This is a genomic window from Lentzea waywayandensis, assembly GCF_900115955.1.
GTDB classification, from domain to species: Bacteria; Actinomycetota; Actinomycetes; order Mycobacteriales; family Pseudonocardiaceae; genus Lentzea; species Lentzea waywayandensis.
This window is the reverse complement of sequence record NZ_FOYL01000007.1, coordinates 77,374-96,052: the sequence shown is the minus strand read 5'-3', so window position 1 is coordinate 96,052 and position 18,679 is coordinate 77,374. Positions and strand designations below refer to the sequence as shown.

The 18,679-nt window shown below is 69.5% G+C and carries 15 protein-coding genes; 8 read left to right on the top strand and 7 right to left on the bottom strand.

Features of this window, described 5'->3' with window-relative positions:
* Positions 1 to 25: 25 nt before the first annotated feature.
* Positions 26 to 1,066 (top strand): DUF4192 domain-containing protein, encoded by a 1,041-nt coding sequence (locus tag BM417_RS25895; protein WP_093599627.1) that lies wholly within the window; start codon positions 26 to 28, stop codon positions 1,064 to 1,066.
* Here the strand turns inward: BM417_RS25895 and BM417_RS25890 are convergent.
* From BM417_RS25890 to BM417_RS25875, 4 genes are read right to left on the bottom strand one after another with little or no spacing between them, the layout of a single operon-like run.
* A complete protein-coding gene (locus BM417_RS25890) occupies positions 1,036 to 3,039 on the bottom strand; it encodes a S9 family peptidase (protein WP_093599625.1) in 2,004 nt (667 codons plus the stop codon). The genes BM417_RS25895 and BM417_RS25890 overlap by 31 nt on opposite strands.
* A gap of 6 nt (positions 3,040 to 3,045) precedes the next feature.
* Entirely contained in the window at positions 3,046 to 4,008 is a 963-nt protein-coding gene (galE, locus tag BM417_RS25885; protein ID WP_093599622.1) for a UDP-glucose 4-epimerase GalE, read from the bottom strand.
* A gap of 36 nt (positions 4,009 to 4,044) precedes the next feature.
* Positions 4,045 to 5,220, bottom strand: coding sequence for a galactokinase (galK, locus tag BM417_RS25880; protein WP_093599619.1), 1,176 nt, complete (start codon positions 5,218 to 5,220; stop codon positions 4,045 to 4,047).
* Positions 5,217 to 5,912, bottom strand: coding sequence for a metal-dependent transcriptional regulator (locus BM417_RS25875; RefSeq protein WP_030474727.1), 696 nt, complete (start codon positions 5,910 to 5,912; stop codon positions 5,217 to 5,219). Before BM417_RS25875 ends, galK begins: the two co-directional genes overlap by 4 nt.
* Positions 5,913 to 5,990: 78 nt before the next feature.
* Here BM417_RS25875 and BM417_RS25870 point away from each other — a divergent pair, with 78 nt between their 5' ends.
* Complete coding sequence (locus tag BM417_RS25870) at positions 5,991 to 6,854, top strand: sulfurtransferase (RefSeq protein WP_093599616.1); 864 nt, start codon at positions 5,991 to 5,993, stop codon at positions 6,852 to 6,854.
* 28 nt (positions 6,855 to 6,882) lie between these two features.
* Here the strand turns inward: BM417_RS25870 and BM417_RS25865 are convergent, their stop codons facing one another.
* The gene (locus BM417_RS25865; RefSeq protein ID WP_093599613.1) at positions 6,883 to 7,485 is read right to left on the bottom strand and encodes a DUF3558 domain-containing protein; all 603 of its coding nucleotides are present in this window, start codon (positions 7,483 to 7,485) and stop codon (positions 6,883 to 6,885) included.
* Positions 7,486 to 7,588: 103 nt separating this feature from the next.
* Between BM417_RS25865 and BM417_RS25860 the strand changes: the two genes are divergently transcribed.
* From BM417_RS25860 to BM417_RS25835, 6 genes are all read left to right on the top strand, one after another.
* Entirely contained in the window at positions 7,589 to 8,761 is a 1,173-nt protein-coding gene (locus BM417_RS25860) for an acetoin utilization protein AcuC (RefSeq protein ID WP_093599610.1), read from the top strand.
* Positions 8,762 to 8,767: 6 nt separating this feature from the next.
* The gene (locus BM417_RS25855) at positions 8,768 to 11,413 is read left to right on the top strand and encodes a bifunctional acetate--CoA ligase family protein/GNAT family N-acetyltransferase (RefSeq protein ID WP_093599607.1); all 2,646 of its coding nucleotides are present in this window, start codon (positions 8,768 to 8,770) and stop codon (positions 11,411 to 11,413) included.
* 187 nt (positions 11,414 to 11,600) lie between these two features.
* Complete coding sequence (locus BM417_RS25850; protein WP_093599604.1) at positions 11,601 to 12,434, top strand: glutamate ABC transporter substrate-binding protein; 834 nt, start codon at positions 11,601 to 11,603, stop codon at positions 12,432 to 12,434.
* Between the two features lie 31 nt (positions 12,435 to 12,465).
* The gene (locus BM417_RS25845; protein ID WP_093599601.1) at positions 12,466 to 13,233 is read left to right on the top strand and encodes a GntR family transcriptional regulator; all 768 of its coding nucleotides are present in this window, start codon (positions 12,466 to 12,468) and stop codon (positions 13,231 to 13,233) included.
* A gap of 50 nt (positions 13,234 to 13,283) precedes the next feature.
* Positions 13,284 to 16,835 (top strand): ABC transporter substrate-binding protein, encoded by a 3,552-nt coding sequence (locus BM417_RS25840; RefSeq protein ID WP_093599598.1) that lies wholly within the window; start codon positions 13,284 to 13,286, stop codon positions 16,833 to 16,835.
* A 153-nt stretch (positions 16,836 to 16,988) separates the two neighbouring features.
* The gene (locus tag BM417_RS25835; protein ID WP_093599595.1) at positions 16,989 to 17,330 is read left to right on the top strand and encodes a hypothetical protein; all 342 of its coding nucleotides are present in this window, start codon (positions 16,989 to 16,991) and stop codon (positions 17,328 to 17,330) included.
* A gap of 73 nt (positions 17,331 to 17,403) precedes the next feature.
* Here BM417_RS25835 and BM417_RS25830 read toward each other — a convergent pair whose 3' ends face one another.
* Positions 17,404 to 18,069, bottom strand: coding sequence for a hypothetical protein (locus tag BM417_RS25830; protein WP_093599592.1), 666 nt, complete (start codon positions 18,067 to 18,069; stop codon positions 17,404 to 17,406).
* Complete coding sequence (locus BM417_RS25825) at positions 18,062 to 18,646, bottom strand: hypothetical protein (RefSeq protein ID WP_093599589.1); 585 nt, start codon at positions 18,644 to 18,646, stop codon at positions 18,062 to 18,064. Before BM417_RS25825 ends, BM417_RS25830 begins: the two co-directional genes overlap by 8 nt.
* Positions 18,647 to 18,679: the final 33 nt, after the last annotated feature.

Here is an 18,679-nt window from a genome sequence, read left to right as displayed (position 1 = left end):
CCTGCCCGCCCTCCACAGTGGGCCCATGCCCTCAGCCCTCTCGAAGCCGATCCGCGTCCGCGCAGCCGGCGATCTCTACGCCGCCATCCCGCACCTGATGGGGTTCCACCCGGCCGACTCGCTCGTCGTGCTGGTGCTGAAAGACCATCTGGTCAGCATGACCATGCGCGTCGACCTTCCCCGCCCGCGACATAGAGGCCTACTCGCGGCCCAGCTGGAAGGTCCGTTGCAAGAACAAGGCGCCACGGAAGTGATCCTCGTGGTCGTGTGCCCGCCGTCCGAGCACATGCCCGAGGAGCTGCCGCACGAACCACTGGTCACCACGCTCAAACTCGAACTGGGCGGCGTGGGCATCGAAGTCGTCGAGGCGGTGTGGCTGCCGTCGTGCCAGAAGGACGCGCGATGGCTCTGCTATCTCGACGTCGACTGCCACGGGACACTGCCGGATCCCCAGTTGTCCGCCATGGCCGCCGCGTCGGCACACGAGGGCAACGTGACGTTCGAGTCGCGGGCCGCCATGGCCGCGATCGCCGCGCTGGATCCGCCTGAGGCACTGGAACGCAGATCCACGTTGCTCGACGAACTCGTGACAGCCTCGTGCGACGCTGACCCGAGCACTGAACTGCACCGGGTCAGCGACGCGATCGACGCCGTGGAGCACCGCAAGGGATCGTTGCCGGACAAGGAGATCGTCGCTCTGGCGAGGGCGCTGGCCGTGCCCGAGGTGCGCGACGCGAGCATGGGGTTCGCGACACAGCCCAGGTCCCGGCTGGCTGAACGCCTGTGGCTCGAGCTCACCAGGGGCAGCCCGGCGCCGGAACGAGCGGAGCCGGCCTGTCTGCTCGCGTTCTACGCCTACCAGCGTGGCGACGGCGGGATCGCGTCCATCGCGCTCGACGCGGCCGAGGAGGCCTGCCCCGGCCATGCGCTGAGCAAGCTCATCCGCGCCGCTGTCAGCGCCGCGTTCCCTCCGTCGGAGATGCGGGCGCTGGCCGCCAAGTACATGGACAGCGCCCGTGGGTTGCTCGCAGGCGCTCAGAGCAGTTCGGGTCGCTCCCAGTCCTGATCCAGGACGTGTTCGGCCAGGAACGCCCACACCGTCTCGTACCAGACCCGAGAGTTGCCGGGGGTGAGGATCCAGTGGTTTTCGGTTGGGTAGTAAAGGTATTTCGCATCGACCCCGTGGCGGACGAGGTCGAAGTACAGGCGATGCCCTTCACCGATGGGAACCCGGTAGTCCTTGTCCCCGTGGATGACGAGCATCGGGGTCTTGATGTCGGCCACCCGCAGGTGCGGGGAGTTGGCCAGGATCCGCTCCGGCTGGGTGAGGGGGTCGCCCATCTCCCGCATCCAGAAGTAGGAGCTGTCGGTGCCGCCGGAGAAGGCGTCGAGGTGCCACAGCGACGCGTGGGTGACGATCGCGCGGAACCGGTCGGTCTGGGTGGCGATCCAGTTGGCCATGTAGCCGCCGAAGGACCCGCCCATCGCGGCTGTCCGGGAGGCATCGATGTCGGCTCGCTCGACGGCGACGTCCGTGATGGCCATCAGGTCGGTGTAGGGCTCGGCACCCCAGCGACCCCAGCCGGCTTTGATGAAGTCCGGCCCGTACCCGGTCGACAGTGCGGGGTCGGGCAGCAGGATGGCGTAGCCGCGAGCGGCCATCAGCCACGGGTTCCAGCGCCAGGTCCAGCCGTTCCAGCTCATGACCGGACCGCCGTGGACCCACAGGACCAGCGGCGCGGGGGAGTCGGCGGAGGCGCCTTCCGGCAGCACCAGCCAGGAACGGACGGTCCTGCCGTCGGCGACGACCGTGGAGATCTCGGTGAGGGTGCCGGGCACCGAACCGAGGGCGCCGGGCGCGCGCAGCCGTTCCGGATCCTGGTCGGCTCCGGTGGAGGCGAACCGCACGGGCTGCGGCGGATGGTCGACGGAGTTGCGCAACGCGTACAGCGTCTTGCTGTCCGGGCTCACGACCAGATCGCTGTAGTAACCGGTGACCGTCAGCTTCGTGATCTCGCCGTTCGCCAGGTCCAGCCGCCACAGCGGCTGGTGCCCGAGGTGGCTCGCGGTGAAGAAGACCGCCGACCCGTCCGGACTCACCACCGGGTGGTCCGGTTCCTCCTGGAAAACGGGCGCCAGTGGCGTGATCGAATCGTCTGCCAGATCGATGCGCACCAGATCGCGCCGGTATGGGGAGTCCGGAGTGGACTCGCGGAACCGGATCGCGATCACGGCGGCGGAGTCTGGTGTGAACGTGGCGCCGTGGAAGGAGAAACCCTCCTCGGAGGCGATGACCCGCGGTGCGCCGCCGCTCGTGGCGACGACCCGGAGCTCGATCCTGCGGCCGTAGGCGGCGCTCACGTCGACGGAGTGGCCGTAGACGGCCTGCTTCCCGTCTGGGCTGAGCGCGATGTCCTCGTCGCTGAGCCTGCTTTCGGAGTCTTCGCTCAGGGCAGCGACCTTCTCGGCGGTGATGTCCGCGAGCGGAGCCGCGAGCAGTCGCGGGTAGGCCGGGCCGAGATCCGAGTCCCAGTACCTGATCGGGTACGACTCGTGCAGGATCGCTGTCACGCCGGCGTCCTCGCGAGCCTTGCGCTTGGCGTTGTCGCCGTCGCCGAACTCGGTGAAGCGGTACGCCGACGACGTGAACAGCACCGTCTCACCGGCGGCACGCACCTGACCGACTCCGCTACCCGGCCGCAGCACCTCGGCGGCCTCACCGCGGACCGGAAGCCGCCACAGCGCCTTCTTGTCCTTGGTCTCGCCCGGCTTCGCGAGCGGGTCCGGGCGGGCCGACAGGAACAGCAGCGACCCGTCCGGTGCGAACACGGGGGAGGAGTCGCCCTTGGCGGAGCGGGTGAGCCGGACGGCTTCCCGCTCCCCGGTGGGATCGACCTCCCAGAGAGCGCCCTGCCACGTCTTGCCGTCCGGCGCGAGCGAGGACACGACCGTGACGAGCCGGGTGCCGTCCGGGGACAGCGCGAGCGACGCGAGACGCGGGGTGGCGTTGTAGCTCTCGAAGGAGGCGAAGTCGGTCATCCCGGCTCAGGCCCCGTGCCGGGCGCGGGTGAACTCCCACGCGTCGCGGACGATGCCGGTGATGTCCGCGCGCTCGGGCTTCCAGCCGAGGTCGGTGCGGGCCCGCTCGGCGGAGGCGACCAGGACGGCAGGGTCGCCGGCGCGCCGGGGGGCGACGACGGCGGGGATCGGGTGGCCGGTGACCTCGCGGCAGGTGTCGATGACCTGCTTGACCGAGAAGCCCGTGCCGTTGCCCAGGTTGTAGATCCGGTGCTCGCCGGCGGTGGCGTGCTCCAGCGCGAGGAGATGGGCGTCCGCGAGGTCCGTGACGTGGATGTAGTCGCGGACGCAGGTGCCGTCCTCGGTGGGCCAGTCCTCGCCGTAGATCGAGATGTGCTCACGCTGCCCGAGCGCGACTTGGAGCACGAGCGGGATGAGGTGGGTCTCCGTCGCGTGCCGCTCGCCGATGCTGCCGTAGGCGCCGGCGACGTTGAAGTACCGCAGGCTCGTCGCCGCCAGGCCGTGCGCGGCCGCGTACGACGTGATCGCGTGGTCGATGGCCAGCTTGGTGGCGCCGTAGGTGTTGGTGGGCGCGGTGGGCGCGGTCTCGGGGATCGGCACCTCCCGCGGCTCGCCGTACGTCGCGGCAGTCGAGGAGAAGACGAGCTTCGGCGTGCCGTGATCCTTCATCGCGTCGAGCAGATGAATCGCCGTCAGGACGTTACCCGTCCAATACTTGCCGGGGTCCTGCATGGACTCGCCGACGAGGGACTTCGCCGCGAAGTGCAGAACTCCGTCGAACCCTTCCGCGAGGACATCGCCGATCACCTCGGCGATGTCGCCCTTGACGAAGCGCGCTCCCGCGGGGACGGCGTCCTCGTGGCCGGTGGAGAGGTCGTCGAGGACGACCACCTCGTGTCCGGCTTCGAGCAGCCTGGCGGCGCACACGCTGCCGACGTATCCGGCCCCGCCCGTGACGAGCAGCTTCACCACAGTCCTCGCATTCCTGGTCAAGATCGTTCTTGGCTACCGGTCCCTGCCCGCGCCCGCGGACGGAACCGCCGTGAAGAGCCTCGGCCGCGTGAGCGAGCGCGAGGCGAAGCCGGCGAGCACGGACCGTTCGACCTCGTCGTGCCGTTCGACGGGCACGAGGGCGATGGCCGAGCCACCGAAACCGCCGCCGACCATCCGGGCGCCCAGCGCGCCCGCCGCCATCGCGGAGTCGACGGCGACGTCGAGCTCGAGGCACGAGACCCGGTAGTCGTCCCGCAGGCTCGCGTGGGAGCCCGAGAGGAGGGGGCCGACGTCGGCGAGCCTGCCCGTGCGGAGCAGTTCGACCGTGCGCAGGACCCTGTCGTTCTCGGTCACGACGTGCCGCACCAGCGGACGCAGCTCTTCGGGCAACCTGACGAGCGTCTGGTCGAGCTCGGCGATGTCGACGTCGCGCAGCGCGGGGACGCCGAGGATGCCGGCCGCGCGCTCACAGCCCGCCCGCCGGGCGCCGTAGCCGCCGTCGACGAGGGCGTGGCTGGCACGGGTGTCGATGACGAGAACCTCGAGCCCGCTGGCAGCCGCGTCGAACGCGACCTGCTCAGGCTTGCCGGAGCGCACGTCGTAAAACAGGGCGTGCGCTTCGATGCAGCACAGCGATGCGGTCTGGTCGAGGATGCCGGTCGGTGCGCCCACGAAGTCGTTCTCGGAGCGCTGCACCCAACGCGCGATGTCCGCCCGCTCGGCGTCGACGCCGGCGAGGCCGAGCAGCGCGAGCGCGACAGCGCACTCCAGGGCGTGCGAGGAGGAGAGACCGGCCCCCGCGGGCACGTCGCCCGCGATGACGAGGTCAGCCCCGCCGGTGACGGCGATCCCCTGCTCGCGCAGGGCCCAGGCGACTCCACCGGGGTACGCGGCCCACCCCTTGACGGTGCCGGGGACTAGGTCGGCGACCACGACCGGGTCCGCTTCCTGCAGCCCGCCGTCGTCGCCCATCGTGCTGACGGTCATGACGCCGTCGGCACGGGGCGACGCCGCCACCGCGATGCGGTGGGGCAACGCGAACGGCAGCACATAGCCGTCGTTGTAGTCGGTGTGCTCGCCGATGAGGTTGACGCGGCCTGGTGCCGACCAGACCCCGTCGGGCGCGCGTCCGTGCAGGCGCTGGAACGCCTCGGCCGCCCTCGCCGCCGGTGTCGTCGCCTGGGTCACCGGGCGAGCACCATGACGGCGTGGGCGACCGCGGGGTCGAGTTCTGCCGTGGTGCCGTTGCCACCGCGCACCTGGATGACCTTGGCGCCACCCAGCGCCTCGACCTCCACGGTGCCGCCCGGCACCACGCCGGCGGCCTTCAGTTCGGCCATGAGGTCCGGGTCGAGCTGGACGTGCTCCGCGATGCGGCGCACCTCGACGCGCCCGCCGCCGCGGCGGGCCACCTCGTCCACGCGCACCAGATCCGCCTCGGCGGGCGGGGCGGGCTCGCCGTCGCCCAGCTTGTCGAGGCCGGGGATCGGGTTGCCGTAGGGCGAGGTGGTGGGGTTGCCGAGCAGCTTGATGAGCTTGCGTTCGACCGCCTCGCTCATCACGTGCTCCCAGCGGCATGCCTCGCTGTGCACGTGCTCCCACTCGAGCCCGATGATGTCCACGAGGAGGCGCTCGGCGAGCCGGTGCTTGCGCATGACGGCGATCGCGAGGTTGCGGCCCTGCTCGGTGAGCTCGAGGTGGCGGTCCTCCGCCACGATGACCAAGCCGTCTCGTTCCATGCGGCCGACGGTCTGGCTCACCGTCGGTCCACTTTGGCCGAGGCGCTCGGCGATGCGGGCGCGCAGAGGCACCACGCCCTCTTCTTCGAGCTCGTAGATCGTGCGGAGATACATCTCCGTGGTGTCGATGAGGTCGTTCACACCCGCTCCCCTTCGTATGGTGTCAATGGTAGTCGTGCCGGGGGACACAGGTGTCCGCGCGGGTGCAGGATGTGAGCCGTGCATCCCTTGATCACTCCTGAGGCCCTCGCCGATGCGCTGAGTGCGCGTTCGGCCACCGTCGTGCTGGACGTCCGGTGGCGTCTCGGCGGACCACCCGGACGCCAAGACTACGAGGTCAGCCACGTGCCTGGCGCGGTGTACGTGGATCTGGACACCGAGCTGTCCGCTCCGCCCGGGATCGGGGGCCGTCATCCGCTGCCGGATCCGGAGCGGTTGCAGGAGGTGCTGCGCGGCGCGGGGGTGCGCGAGGGCGGTCAGGTCGTGGCGTACGACGGTGGGGACGGCTCGGTCGCCGCGCGGGTGTGGTGGCTGTTGCGGTGGGCCGGGTTCGGTGAGGTCGCGGTGCTGGACGGCGGGTTCGCCGCGTGGGAGGCCGCCGGGCTGCCGGTGACCGCGGACGTGCCGGCCGCCCTGACGGCTGACACCGCGAGTGATGCCGCCGGTGACGTGGTGGTGCGGCCTGGGCAGATGCCGGTGCTGGACGCGGACGGGGCGGCGGCGCTCGCTCAGGAAGGTGTGCTGCTCGACGCGCGGGCGGCCGCGCGGTATCGCGGGGAGACCGAGCCGGTGGATCCCAAGGCCGGGCACGTTCCTGGGGCGCTCAACGCGCCGACCACCGGGCATGTGGGAGCGGACGGGCGGTGGCTCGGGCCGGAGGAGCTGGCCGCGCGGTTCGCCGGGCTCGGGGTGTCGGGTGGTGTGGCTGTCGGTGTGTACTGCGGGTCGGGCGTGACCGCGTCGTCCGTGGTGCTCGCGCTGGAGGTCGCGGGGATCACGTCGGCCGAGAAGCCGGCGGCGTTGTACGCCGGGTCGTGGTCCAACTGGTGTGCGTTGGACCGGGAGGTCGCGACCGGCGGATGAGGGTGCCCGTCAGGGATGGACGCTGGGGCTAGGCGCTGGGGATGCGGTTGAAGCCGTCGGTGGCGAGTTTCAGGGCCGCGGCGCAGGTGTCCAGTTCCTCGATCGCCAGGACGCTCACCGAGAAGGCCGGGGTGATGACGTTCGGGTCGTCGGTCAGCATGACGGTGACCTGGCAGTCCTCCTTGGAGGCGCTGACCTGCCATGCCGTGTTGCCGCCGATCTCGATCTGCTTCTTCTCGCCGTCCTGGTCCGCCACCTCGGGGACCGTGACCATCTGGGTGATGACGGTGGACGGGCCGGTGGTGGTGTGGATGCAGCCGCCGTCCGCCGAGGACTTGCCGCCGGTGGCGGCTTCGATGTCCGCCGCCTTGAGGACGCCGCAGGTCTCCAGGCCGGTGGCCTTCTTCCTGGTGGTGATCTTCACGTCGCCCTGTTTCTGGGCGGTGGGGTCCGCCGGCTTGGAGGCCGGGGTGCTGGCGGGGGGTTTCTTCGTGGTCGTGCTGGGGTCGGCGGGCTCTTGGATCGCGTTGGGGTCGGCTGCCGCCGAGCCTGTGACCTGTTCGGCGCAGCCTGTGACGGCGGCGAGGGTCAGGCCCAGTGCGAGGAGGATGGCCGCTGGTCGCAGGTGCATGTCGCCTCTGACCCCTGTTCGGTGCGATCGGTTCCGGCGACGTGCGCCAGAAAGGGTGCGCTGGGAAGGCGCGCCGGAAAGTGGCGACTGTAGGTTGCTGGGCATGGGTAAGCCAGCCGCTGTTGTCTGGGACAGGTCCTTCCTCGGGTACGACCTCGGTGGCGACCATCCCCTGAATCCGGTGCGGCTCGACCTGACCGTGCGGCTCGCCACGGCGCTCGGGGTGCTGGACGGCGTTGACCTGCGGGTGCCTGAGCCGGCCAGCGAAGAGGAGATCGAGCTGGTGCACATGCCCGGCTATCTGAGTGCTGTGCAGGCGGCGCCCACGGCCGGGTGGGATGTCGGGCACGGGCTGGGGACGCCGGACAACCCCGTGTTCGAGCGGATGCACGAGGCTTCGGCGTTGGTCGTGGGCGGGTCGCTGGTGGCGGCTCGGGCCATCGCGTCGGGTGAGGTGGATCGGGCGGTCAACATCGCGGGTGGGTTGCACCACGCGATGCCGGACAGCGCGGCCGGGTTCTGCGTTTACAACGACTGCGCGGTGGCGATCGAGTGGCTGTTGCGCAGCGGGGTGGAACGCATTGCCTACGTCGATGTCGACGTGCATCACGGGGACGGGGTGCAGACGGCGTTCTGGGACGACCCTCGGGTGCTGACGGTCTCGTTGCACCAGCATCCGATGAGCCTGTGGCCCGGTACCGGCTGGGCCGATGAGGTCGGTGGCGCCGGGGCCGAGGGGAGTGCGGTCAACGTGCCGTTGCCCGCCGGGACGCGGGACGGCAGCTGGATGCGGGCGTTCCACGCGACGGTGCCCTCGTTGTTGCGGGCGTTCCGGCCGCAGGTGCTGGTGACGCAGTGCGGTGTCGACACGCACAAGGAGGATCCGCTCGCGGACCTGTCGTTGAGCGTGGACGGGCATCGGGCGATCTATCAGGCTTTCCGGGACCTGGTGAACGAGCACGGGTACAAGTGGCTCGCGCTCGGCGGTGGCGGGTATGAGCTGCTCAGGGTGGTGCCGCGGTCGTGGACGCACCTGCTGGCGACGGTCCTGGACCGCGACGTCGACCCGAACCGGCCGTTGCCGGCGGACTGGGTGGCGCACGCGACACGCATCGCGCCCGAGTGGCCTTTGCCTGCGTCGATGACGGATGGATGCGACGCTGGGTACCAGCCGTGGGGTGGGGACGCCGAGGAGCCGGTGGACAAGGCGATCCGCGAGACCCGTCGCGCGGTGTTCCCGTTGCACGGACTTGATCCCGACGACCCCAGGGACTGAAGCCAGGTGGGCTCCGAAAACGGGCACAGAGATCCGTTCGACTTCCCGAGGCACTGGGAGGCGGACGTCGTCCTCAGCGACGGCGGCACCGTGCACCTGCGGCCGATCACGCCGGACGACGGCGAGAAGCTGCGGGAGTTCCACGGCCGGCTGTCGGAGCGGACGCGGTACTTCCGTTACTTCGGGCCGTACCCGCGGATCCCGCAGCGCGACCTCGACCGGTTCAGCACCGTCGACCACAACGACCGCGTCGCGCTCATCGCGCTACTGGGCGACGACATCGTCGCCGTCGGCAGGTTCGACCGGCTCTACGGTGACGGCCACCGGGGAGACAGCGCGGAGGTGGCGTTCGTCGTCCAGGACGGGCACCAGGGCCGCGGGCTGGGCAGCATCCTGCTCGAACACCTCGCCGCCGCGGCCAGGGAGGTCGGGCTGGAGCGGTTCGAGGCCGAGGTGCTCGCCGAGAACGGGCAGATGGTCCGGGTGTTCCGCGACGCCGGCTACCAGGTCAGCAGGGCGTTCGAGGAGGGCGTGCTGCACCTGGAGTTCGCGATCGACCCCACCGACGAGTCCGTCGCCGTCGCCAGGGCCCGCGAGCAGGCCGCCGAGGCCCGCAGCGTGCACAACCTGCTGCATCCCCGCAGCGTCGCGGTCATCGGCGCGTCCACCGACCCGACCAAGATCGGGCACGCGGTCCTCAAGAACCTCCTCGAAGCCGACTTCAACGGGCCCGTCTACCCCGTCAACGCCGAGCATCGCGCCGTGCGGGGCGTCCGGGCCTATCCGACCGTGCTCGACATCCCCGACGACGTCGACCTCGCCGTCGTCGCCGTCCCCGCGGCCAGCGTCGACGAGGTCATGGACGGATGCCTCGCCAAGGGCGTGAAGGCGCTCGTCGTCGTCAGTTCGGGCTACGGAGAGACGGGTCCGGACGGGCTGTCGGCCGAACGCAGGCTCGCGGCGGAGGCGAGAGCGCACGGCATGCGCGTTGTCGGCCCGAACGCACTCGGCGTGATCAACCTCGACCCCAAGGTCCGCCTCAACGCAAGCCTCGCCCCGAAGCTGCCGGCACGGGGCCGCGCGGGCTTCTTCTGCCAGTCCGGTGCCCTCGGCACGGCCATCCTCGCCAACGCCGCCGGCTGGGGCCTGGGCCTGTCCACGTTCGTCTCGGCCGGCAACCGCGCCGACGTCTCCGGCAACGACCTGCTCCAGTACTGGGAGACCGACCCCGCCACCGACGTCGTCCTGCTCTACCTGGAGTCGTTCGGCAACCCGCGCAAGTTCGCGAGGCTCGCCCGCCGGCTCGGCCGCACCAAGCCCATCGTCGCGGTGAAGTCCGGACGGCACGCCGTCGTCCCCGGCCTCGCCGCCACCGCCGCGAAGGTCGACGAGGCGAGCGTTCAGGCCCTGTTCGAGCAGGCCGGCGTGATCCGGGTCGACTCGCTGGCCCAGTTGTTCGACACCGCGCTCCTGCTCGCCCACCAGCCGCTGCCCAAGGGCAAACGCGTCGCCGTCGTCGGCAACTCCACCGCGATCGGCCTGCTCGCCGCCGACACGCTGCTCGCCCAGGACCTCGACCTCGCGGGCGACCCCATCGACGTCGGTGCCCAGGCCACCCCCGACGAGTTCGCGAAAGCGGTCAAAGAGGCCCTGGACCGCGCCGACACCGACGCGCTCGTCGTCGTGTTCGTGCCCCCGATCGCGGTCCCCGGCGCCGCCTACGCGCGGGCGATCAAGGAATCCGCGCACCGCACGAAACCGATCGTCTCCACGTTCTTGGCGGTCGAGGGCATTCCCGACGAGCTCAAGATGCCCGGCAAGGGGTCGATCCCCAGCTACGCCAGTCCCGAACGGGCCGTGCTCTCCCTGGCCCGCGCCGTCCGCTACGCCCGTTGGCGCGCGGCGCCGCAGGGCAACTTCGTGCGCCCCGAAGGCATCGACGCCGAGAAGGCGCGATCCATTGTGGACAGCCCGCAGACCGAGCTCCGCCTCGACGACCGCAAAGCCGTCGAACTGCTGGAGTGCTACGGCATCGACGTCGTCCCGTTCCGCATCGCCCACAGCGCCGAGGAAGCCGTGCGGGCGGCCGACGAACTCGGCTATCCCGTCGCGATGAAGGCCACCAGCGAACGCCTGCGTCACCGCACCGATCTCGTCGGCGTCCGGCTCGACGTCGCCCACGCCGAATCGGTCACGGGGGCCTACCAGGACCTCGCCGAACTCTCCGGCAAACCGGGCGTGTACGTGCAACGCATGGCGCCCAAGGGAGTCAGCTGCGTGCTGGGCCTGCAGGACGACCCGAGCTTCGGCACGCTGGTCTGGTTCGGACTGTCGGGTCTGGTCAGCGATCTCCTCGGCGACCGGGCCTACCGGGCAGTACCACTCACGGACACCGACGCGGCGGAACTCGTTGCGGCACCGAAAGCAGCGCCTCTGCTCACCGGTTACCGCGGCGACGAACCCGCGGACCTGAAAGCACTTCAGGATTTGGTACTCCGTTTGGCCGCACTGGCCGAGGACCTTCCGGAGGTGCGTTCGCTGAAGCTCGAGCCCGTTCTTGCTTCTGCCGCAGGGGCTTTCGTGAGCAGCGCCCGCATCGTCATCGGCCCTCCTCCGTCCCTGCACGACGCCGGTCCACGCCGCCTGCGCTGACTGCTGGGCTGACTGCGGACTGATCTGTTACCGCACCGATTCCGTTGTTTCCATTCGCGTCGAGGTATGGACATGCGTCGGTTCGCCGCTTAGGTTTCCGGCATCGCCCAGCAGCGCCGAAGCAGGTGCGCAGGCGCATGCCCGTTGGAACAAACGCTGTAGTTGATAACCGCTGTAAGAGGGACGAATGACGCCGAGAGCACTTCTCCGCCTGGTCGCGGCAACATGTGCGGCCGTGCTCCTGCTCGCCTCGTGCGCGGGTGGCGGCGGTTCCGGTATGGCCAGCAAGGTCAGTTCGAACGACCGCATGGTCATCGCCGTGTCGTACGACCAGCCGGGACTGTCGGTGCGCAGGCTCGACGGCAGCTACCGCGGCTTCGACGTCGACGTCGCCAAGTACATCGCGAACGAACTGGGCGTCCAAGAGGAGAACATCACCTGGAAGGAAGCGCAGCCCGGCAACCGGGAGACGCTGCTGACCAGCGGTGAGGCCGACATGGTCGTCTCCACCTACTCGATCACGGACAAGCGCAAGCAGATCGTCGACTTCGTCGGCCCGTACTTCGTCGCGGGCCAGGACCTGCTGGTGCGCATGAACGAGAATCGCATCGAGGGCCCGAAGTCGCTCAACGCCACCCTGCGCCTGTGCTCCACCGCCGGCTCGACCTCGGCCGAGTACGTCCGCGACCAGTTCGCGAAAGACGTGAAGATGGTCGAGTACGCCAAGTTCAGCGACTGCGTCACGGCGCTGCTCGCGGAGAACGTCGACGCCGTCACCACCGACGACGTGCTGCTCGCGGGCTACGCCGCCCAGAACCCCGAGCTCCTGCGGGTCGTCGGCGATCCGTTCAGCAAGGAGGAGTACGGCGTCGGCCTGCACCGCGACGACCCCGCCAGCAAGACGAAGGTCCAGGCCGCGATGCAGAAGATGATCGACACGGGCGCCTGGCGCAAGTCGCTCGAGGCCAACATCGGATCTTCCGGCTACAAGATCCCCGACCCGCCGAAGCTGGCCCCGTGATCACACGGGGCGTCACGTAGGCTCACGCCACGTGAACCGCGTCCCGCCGCACCGCGCTGATCGACCCGTTCGCGCGGGCATTCCAGAACACGGCCGTCTCCCGCGCTACTACGCGGTCAAGGCCGAGCTGTTCGACCTCGTCGAGAACCTCGGCGAAGGTACCGTCCTGCCCTCCGAACGTGAACTCGCCGAACGGTTCTCCGTCTCGCGCGTCACGCTGCGCCAGGCGGTCAGCGAGCTCGTGCTCGAAGGCAAGCTCATCCGCCGCCAGGGCAGTGGAACGTTCGTCGCGCCGCCCAAGCTCGTCCAGCCGTTGTCCCTGGTCAGCTACACCGAGGGCATGCGCAGGCAGGGCGTCGAGCCGAACCGCACGGTCATTACGGTCGAGGAGCTCGGCGCGGACGAGGGTCTGGCCCGCGACCTGATGCTCGAACCCGGCGACCCGATCGTGCACCTCGAACGCGTCCTGCTCGCCGACGACGAACGCATCGGCCTCGAATCGACGTACCTGAGCCTCGGCCGCTTCCCGGACCTGCTGGAGAAGCTCGACCCCGCCGGCTCGCTCTACGCGTGCCTCACCGAACGGCTCGGCGTCCGTTTCGCCGAGGCCGAGGAGCGCGTCGAGACGGTGCTCGCCACGCCCCGCGAGGCGCTGCTGATCGGCACGAACCCGGCGCTGCCCATGCTGTTGCTGCACCGCGTCTCCTACGACGTCGACGGCCACCCGATCGAACGCGCCCGGTCGCTCTACCGGGGTGATCGGTTCAGCTTCGTGGCCAGGCTGCACGCGGACCGTTAACTGGCTCATTCGGAACGGAACAGGATCGGTCCCCGAAGCGTCTGAGGATCATGGCGCTGGAACCGGAGATCGGGCTCGTCGGCAGGGACGACATCACCGCGTTGGTGGAGTCCCTGGTGGAACGCCGCGCGAAACACCCCCTGCCGGTGATCGTCGCGTTCGGTCCCGGCGGCAGCGGCAAGACGTCGCTGCTCGACCACGTCCGCCGCCGCTACCGCGACGCGCCGACGGCGAAGGTCGACCTCGACAAGGCCGGATCCCGTTCCTGCAAGGACATCCTCGACGTCGCCGCCGAGCAGCTGCGCTCCTACCGGCACGCCGAGTTCGGCCGAATGCGGTTACCGCGCTACGACCTCGCCCGGCTCGCGCTGTACACCGAGCCCGCGGACGATCCGCACCACCGCGCCCGTGAGCTCGCCGCCAAGCAGATGACCCGGCTCGTCGCGGTGGCCGATGCCGCCGAGGTCGTCGAGATGCTGCCGCCCGCCCAGGGCCTGGGCAAGGTGCTGCGGCCGTTGCTGCTGTGGCTCATCGGGCTCGCGGTCGTCGCGCCGAGGCCGTTGCGCTGGCTGCTGGGCGGGCCTCGGGTCGCGAGTGCGTTGCGCTGGTTCGAGAACTACGTCGGCGGCGAGCTGAAATCGGGGCAACGCCCGAAGTTCGACGCCGCACTCGTGCACACGTGGAATCTCAACCGCGCCGGCGAGACGCTGGAGATCGACCGCCTGCTCGTCGCCGCCTTCCTCGCCGACATCACGGCCGCCTACCGGTTCCGCCGTTACCGCAGGATGAACAGCCTGTTGCTGCTCGACGGCGCCGACCTGCTCGACGGCATCGACTCCTACCTGCCCCCGAAACGGCCACGGCCCGCCGCGCGGGCGACCGACTTCCTGAGCCTGCTCGCCGAGCGCCGCGCGAAGGAACCGCACGTGCCGCTGCTCGTGATCGCCACCAAGCAGTCCGCGCCCGCGCTGGCCGACTCGGCGGTCTTCAAGCCGGTGCGCCTGGAGCCCTTCACCCTGGCGCAGACGCGGCAGTTCCTCGCCGAGTGGAACCGCACCCGCAACAGCACGGTCGAGTCCGAGGCGCTCGTCGAAGAGCTTCAGGAGGTCACGCACGGCCACCCGCTCGCGGTGCGGCTCGCCATCCAGCTCGTGCAGTTCGTGTTCGCACGGGACCAGGTGTTGCCGTCGGTGCGCTCGGTGTTCGACGAACGGCTGCCGGTCGACGAGACCACGACGTTCCAGGACGCCACCGTCGGCGACTACCTGCTTCTCCGCTTCTTCCAACGCATTCCGGGCACCGAGGAGATGCCCGAACGCGAGGCGGCGCGCGAGATCTTCGCCCGTCTGGCTGCCCCGCGAGTGCTCGACCGGCACGTGATCCGCGCGCTGCTGCCGCCGTCGTGGTCGGCCGAGAACATGCGCTCACTGCTGGCGCAGCTGAGCTTCGTCGGCCAGGAGGGCGAGAACTTCGTCCTGCACCCGCTGTTGCGCGACCTTCTCGCACGCAGGCTCCGCGACGTTCCGGCGGACCAGCCGTTCTCGCACGCGAACGTCCATCGGTTGCTGAAGGATCGTTACGACAGCCTCGGGCAACGCGAAGACGCGCTCTACCACGCACTCGCGCTCGGCCAAGTCCACCTCGTCGCGCATCGCCTGCGCCCGCACGTCGACGAACGCAGCGACCGCTGGATCGCCGAGCTCGCCGCCATCGCCGAAGCCCCGATGCCGCCCGGCGAAGGTGAACCGGAGTTCGACGAGGAGCCGCGCACGTGGTGGGAGCGCCTGAGAACCGGCACCAAACGCAACCTGCACCGCCGCTACGACAGCGTGGTGCGCCCGGAGACGGGACTGCTGGAGGACGCGGTCATCGCGACGTGGGAACTGCGCTCCCGCAGCCGGACCGTCCGTCCGACCGTCGAGATGTACGACCAGGTTCTGCGCACCCACCAGGAACTCGATGGCGCCGAGGAACGTCTGACCGCCTACCGCGCAACGAAACGCGCGCTGGAGCACAACACGCCCGCGTCGCCGCCGGTGTCGCTGCCGCGCCCGTCCACGGTCGGCAGGTTCCCGTATCCGCGTCGCTGGCCGGGCCGCAACTCGGTGCGGCGCGTGACCGTCTACCTCGTCGTCGTGCTGCTTGTCCTGTACGGCGCGGCTTTCTATCTCCAGAGCAGCACCACCTGCTTGCGTTACGGCGTTCTCGAACCCGCCGAGCTCGTCGCGGACCTCGGCGGCGCCCGCACGCGCCTGTCCAAAATGGATGGAGTGCAATGCGTTGGCCTGAGCGAGAAACCGGGCAGGTTCGCCTACGGTGACCCGGCCACGCAGAACAACGACGACGCCGAGGTGGAGGAGCTCGCGAAGCTCATCGCGGAGGAGAACGACCGCGTCGCGAAGGTGAAGGACCGCAGCGTCGTCACGATCGTCGTCGCCACCATGCTCAGTTCCAGTGAGCGCGTGAAGCGGGACCTGTCCGCGGGAGTGAACGAACTGCGCGGCGCCTACCTCGCCCAGCGCGACTGGAACCAGCTCGACGGACTCGGCCGCAATCCGTTGGTGCGCCTCGTTCTCGCGAACTTCGGGGGCGAGTCCGCGCATGCCGAAGTCGTCGCGCGGCAGATCCGCGACTACGCCGAACGTGACCCGTCGGTGATCGCTGTGACCGGTCTCGGGCAGAGCCGTGAGACCACGCAGTCCGCGCTGGCGGTGCTGGGCCCGTCGAAGGAACGGCCGACCGGCATCCCGATGGTCGGGTCGTCGTTGTCGTCGACGAACTTCAGCCAGAAGCCGTACTTCTTCCGCGTCGCGCCGGCCAACGACCGTCAGGCGCAGGTCGCCGCCCGCATCATCGAACGCACCGAAGCGTTGCGCGGCCGCCCGTTGCACCTCGTGCGCAGCCCAGGAGACGAGTACAGCTCGGATCTCGCCGATGGGTTCCAGGACGTCCTCAAGCCCGAACGCCACGACTACGACGAGACGGCCAACGCGGTCACCACCCAGCTGGGGCAGGTGGTGACGGACATCTGCGAGAAGGCTCCGAACCCGCTCATCCTCTACACGGGCCGCACGGCGGAGGTCGGCGGGCTGCTGACCGAGCTGAGCCACAGCAACTGCACCGACCCGGTGGTGTTCGGCGGCGACGACCTGACCCAGCTCGAGACGACGAACTTCACGGATCTGGAAGACATCAAACGATTCGCCGACGGCCGGCTCTACTTCACGACGTTCGCGTGGACGCCGGGCCGCGAGCCGATTCCCCAGCCGACGCAACAGTTCTTCACCACGTACGAGGCCGCTCAGAAGAAGCACGCCAGAAGGGCATTCCTTTCGGGCCCCAACGGACATGTCCTGCTCGCTTATGACGCCGTCAGTGTTGTCGCACGGCAGACGTCCGTTGGGGCGTCACGAGAAGACCTCTACGAAAGGCTGCGCACTTTGCGTGACTTCCCGGGCGCGTCCGGGAGGCTGACATTCGACCGGACCGGTGCGAGCGGCACGTCCGGCGCAGACCCGGCCGACAAGCTGGTCGTGGGCCAGATCGTCAAGCTGGACAACGGTTTCCTGGTGTCTCGCTACGTGTCCCACGAAGGAACATGACCATCAGGTGAAGTGACTGCGGGTCACCGCACCCCGTGTGGGCGTAGGAAGATACCGCCCGTTCGCACTCGTTTCCCGCTCAAGTCGCGGAGGTACTGTTGACGGTACGAACTTCAGGACGTCCGCAACGGTGCGGAGGAGCGGGGGTGTGCCGTGTCCTTCAAGGCGGAGTTCCTCGCAGAACTCGAGGATTGCCTGCGCGGCTACGGCGCGGTCCCGGTGAGCAATCCCGACGCACTCGCGTTGTTCATCGAGTTCGTGCGAGCCCTTCCGGCGAGTGACCAGAGGCTGCGTTGCCTCGAAGGTGTCGACCAGGGTTCCGGGTCGTTCTGGAACAACCCGGCGGTGTGGTGGGAGCAGGTGCCGCGGTTCGGCGCGGGACTTCCCCGTTGCGGATCGGCGGAGTGCCGCAAGCTGCTGGACGACATGCTCGACGAGGCGATCAGCGACGAGATCGACGTGCTCGAGATGGAGATCCGCGAACTGCCCAGCTGACGCGGGAAAAGGGTCCGGACATGCCTGCCGGCGCCGCCACCTGTTACGGCCACGGCGCCGGGGCTTCCAGCACTTATTTGACGGCGACCAGCGACTTGAACAATTCCCGATAGCGGTGGAGAGCCAGTCGCAGGTCCTCGGTCTGTGGATCACCGTTTCCCTCGAGCTGCTTGGTGAGGGAGCGGTGCCGGCTGTTCAGTTCCTCGAGAGCGCGGGTCACGAGGTCGTCGGCCTTGCGGACGGCGGCCTTCGGGTCGTCGACGAAGTCGTACTGCACCGACTGCCACTCGTCCTCGAGCTTGCTGGACAGCTTCTGGTCGCTGCTCTTCTGGTCGGTGCGCGGCTGGTCGGCGCGCTGCGACCCGGTGGGCTGCTGACCGGTGCGGTGCTGCTCGCCGCGCTCGTGTTCCGTGCGCTGCGCCTCGGTCCGGTTCGTGTCGGTCCGCTGAGCGTCAGTGCGCTGAGCGTCGGTCCGCTGCGCCTCGGTGCGCTGAGCGTCGGTGCGCTGCGCTTCGGTGCGCTGCGCTTCGGTCCGGTTCGCGTCGGTGCGCTGGCCCTCGGTGCGCTGGCCCTCGGTGCGCTGGCCCTCGGTGCGCTGGGCCTCAGTGCGCTGGGCCTCAGTGCGTTGCGCGTCAGTCCGTTCCGCGTCGGTGCGCTGCGTCTGCTGCGGGGTGCGCTCGCCCTGCTGCGGACGAGCCGGGGTGGGAACCCCAGCGGCGTGAGTGGGTGCCTCAGACATCAGTCTTCTCCTTCCGCACGGTTTCCCTGTTCTTGCGCGGCTCGGCGCCGTGTTCGAGCAGATCCGTGAAGAGTTCGCGGTAGTGCACCATCGCGGTGCGAAGGTCCTCGGTACTGGCCTCGCCGATCTCCTGGCGCTCCGAGATGTCGTGCGCCTTGCGGTAGTGCTCCAGGGTCCGCGCGTGCTCGACGGACAGAACGCTCAGCTGCGCCTCGTAACCCTCGGTGGGGTAACCGCGCTCGGCCATCAGATCGGTCACGAGACGGTCGGCGTCGGCGATCGCACTCTCCGGCGAGTCGACGAACTTCGCCTGCACGTTCGCCCAGTGCCGGCGGTAACTCTCCTGTGCCGTCTGGGAAAGCGGCTTCAGGTCGAACTCGCTGTGGCGGTGCTCCCGCTCGGCGAGCTCCTTCTCCGCGGCCGTTCTGCTGTCGCTGTCCGTGACCGCGCGGTCGTATTCAGGGCCGAAGCGGTCGCGCAGCTTCTTGCGCTGCATAGCGGGCCTCAGCACGAACGCGAGGACCGCCAGCACCACTAGAACCGCGACCACCAGGCCGATGATGGCGCCCGTTGACATGGAAAAACCTCCAAGACAGGCAAGAAAGACTCT

Bases quoted from the DNA above. Each gene is read 5' to 3' on its own strand.
- BM417_RS25895 (WP_093599627.1), top strand. From the start codon at position 26: ATGCCCTCAGCCCTCTCGAAGCCGATCCGCGTCCGCGCAGCCGGCGAT.
- BM417_RS25890 (WP_093599625.1), bottom strand. From the start codon at position 3,039: ATGACCGACTTCGCCTCCTTCGAGAGCTACAACGCCACCCCGCGTCTC.
- BM417_RS25865 (WP_093599613.1), bottom strand. From the start codon at position 7,485: ATGCACCTGCGACCAGCGGCCATCCTCCTCGCACTGGGCCTGACCCTC.
- BM417_RS25860 (WP_093599610.1), top strand. From the start codon at position 7,589: ATGGGTAAGCCAGCCGCTGTTGTCTGGGACAGGTCCTTCCTCGGGTAC.
- BM417_RS25850 (WP_093599604.1), top strand. From the start codon at position 11,601: ATGACGCCGAGAGCACTTCTCCGCCTGGTCGCGGCAACATGTGCGGCC.
- BM417_RS25840 (WP_093599598.1), top strand. From the start codon at position 13,284: ATGGCGCTGGAACCGGAGATCGGGCTCGTCGGCAGGGACGACATCACC.
- BM417_RS25830 (WP_093599592.1), bottom strand. From the start codon at position 18,069: ATGTCTGAGGCACCCACTCACGCCGCTGGGGTTCCCACCCCGGCTCGT.
- BM417_RS25825 (WP_093599589.1), bottom strand. From the start codon at position 18,646: ATGTCAACGGGCGCCATCATCGGCCTGGTGGTCGCGGTTCTAGTGGTG.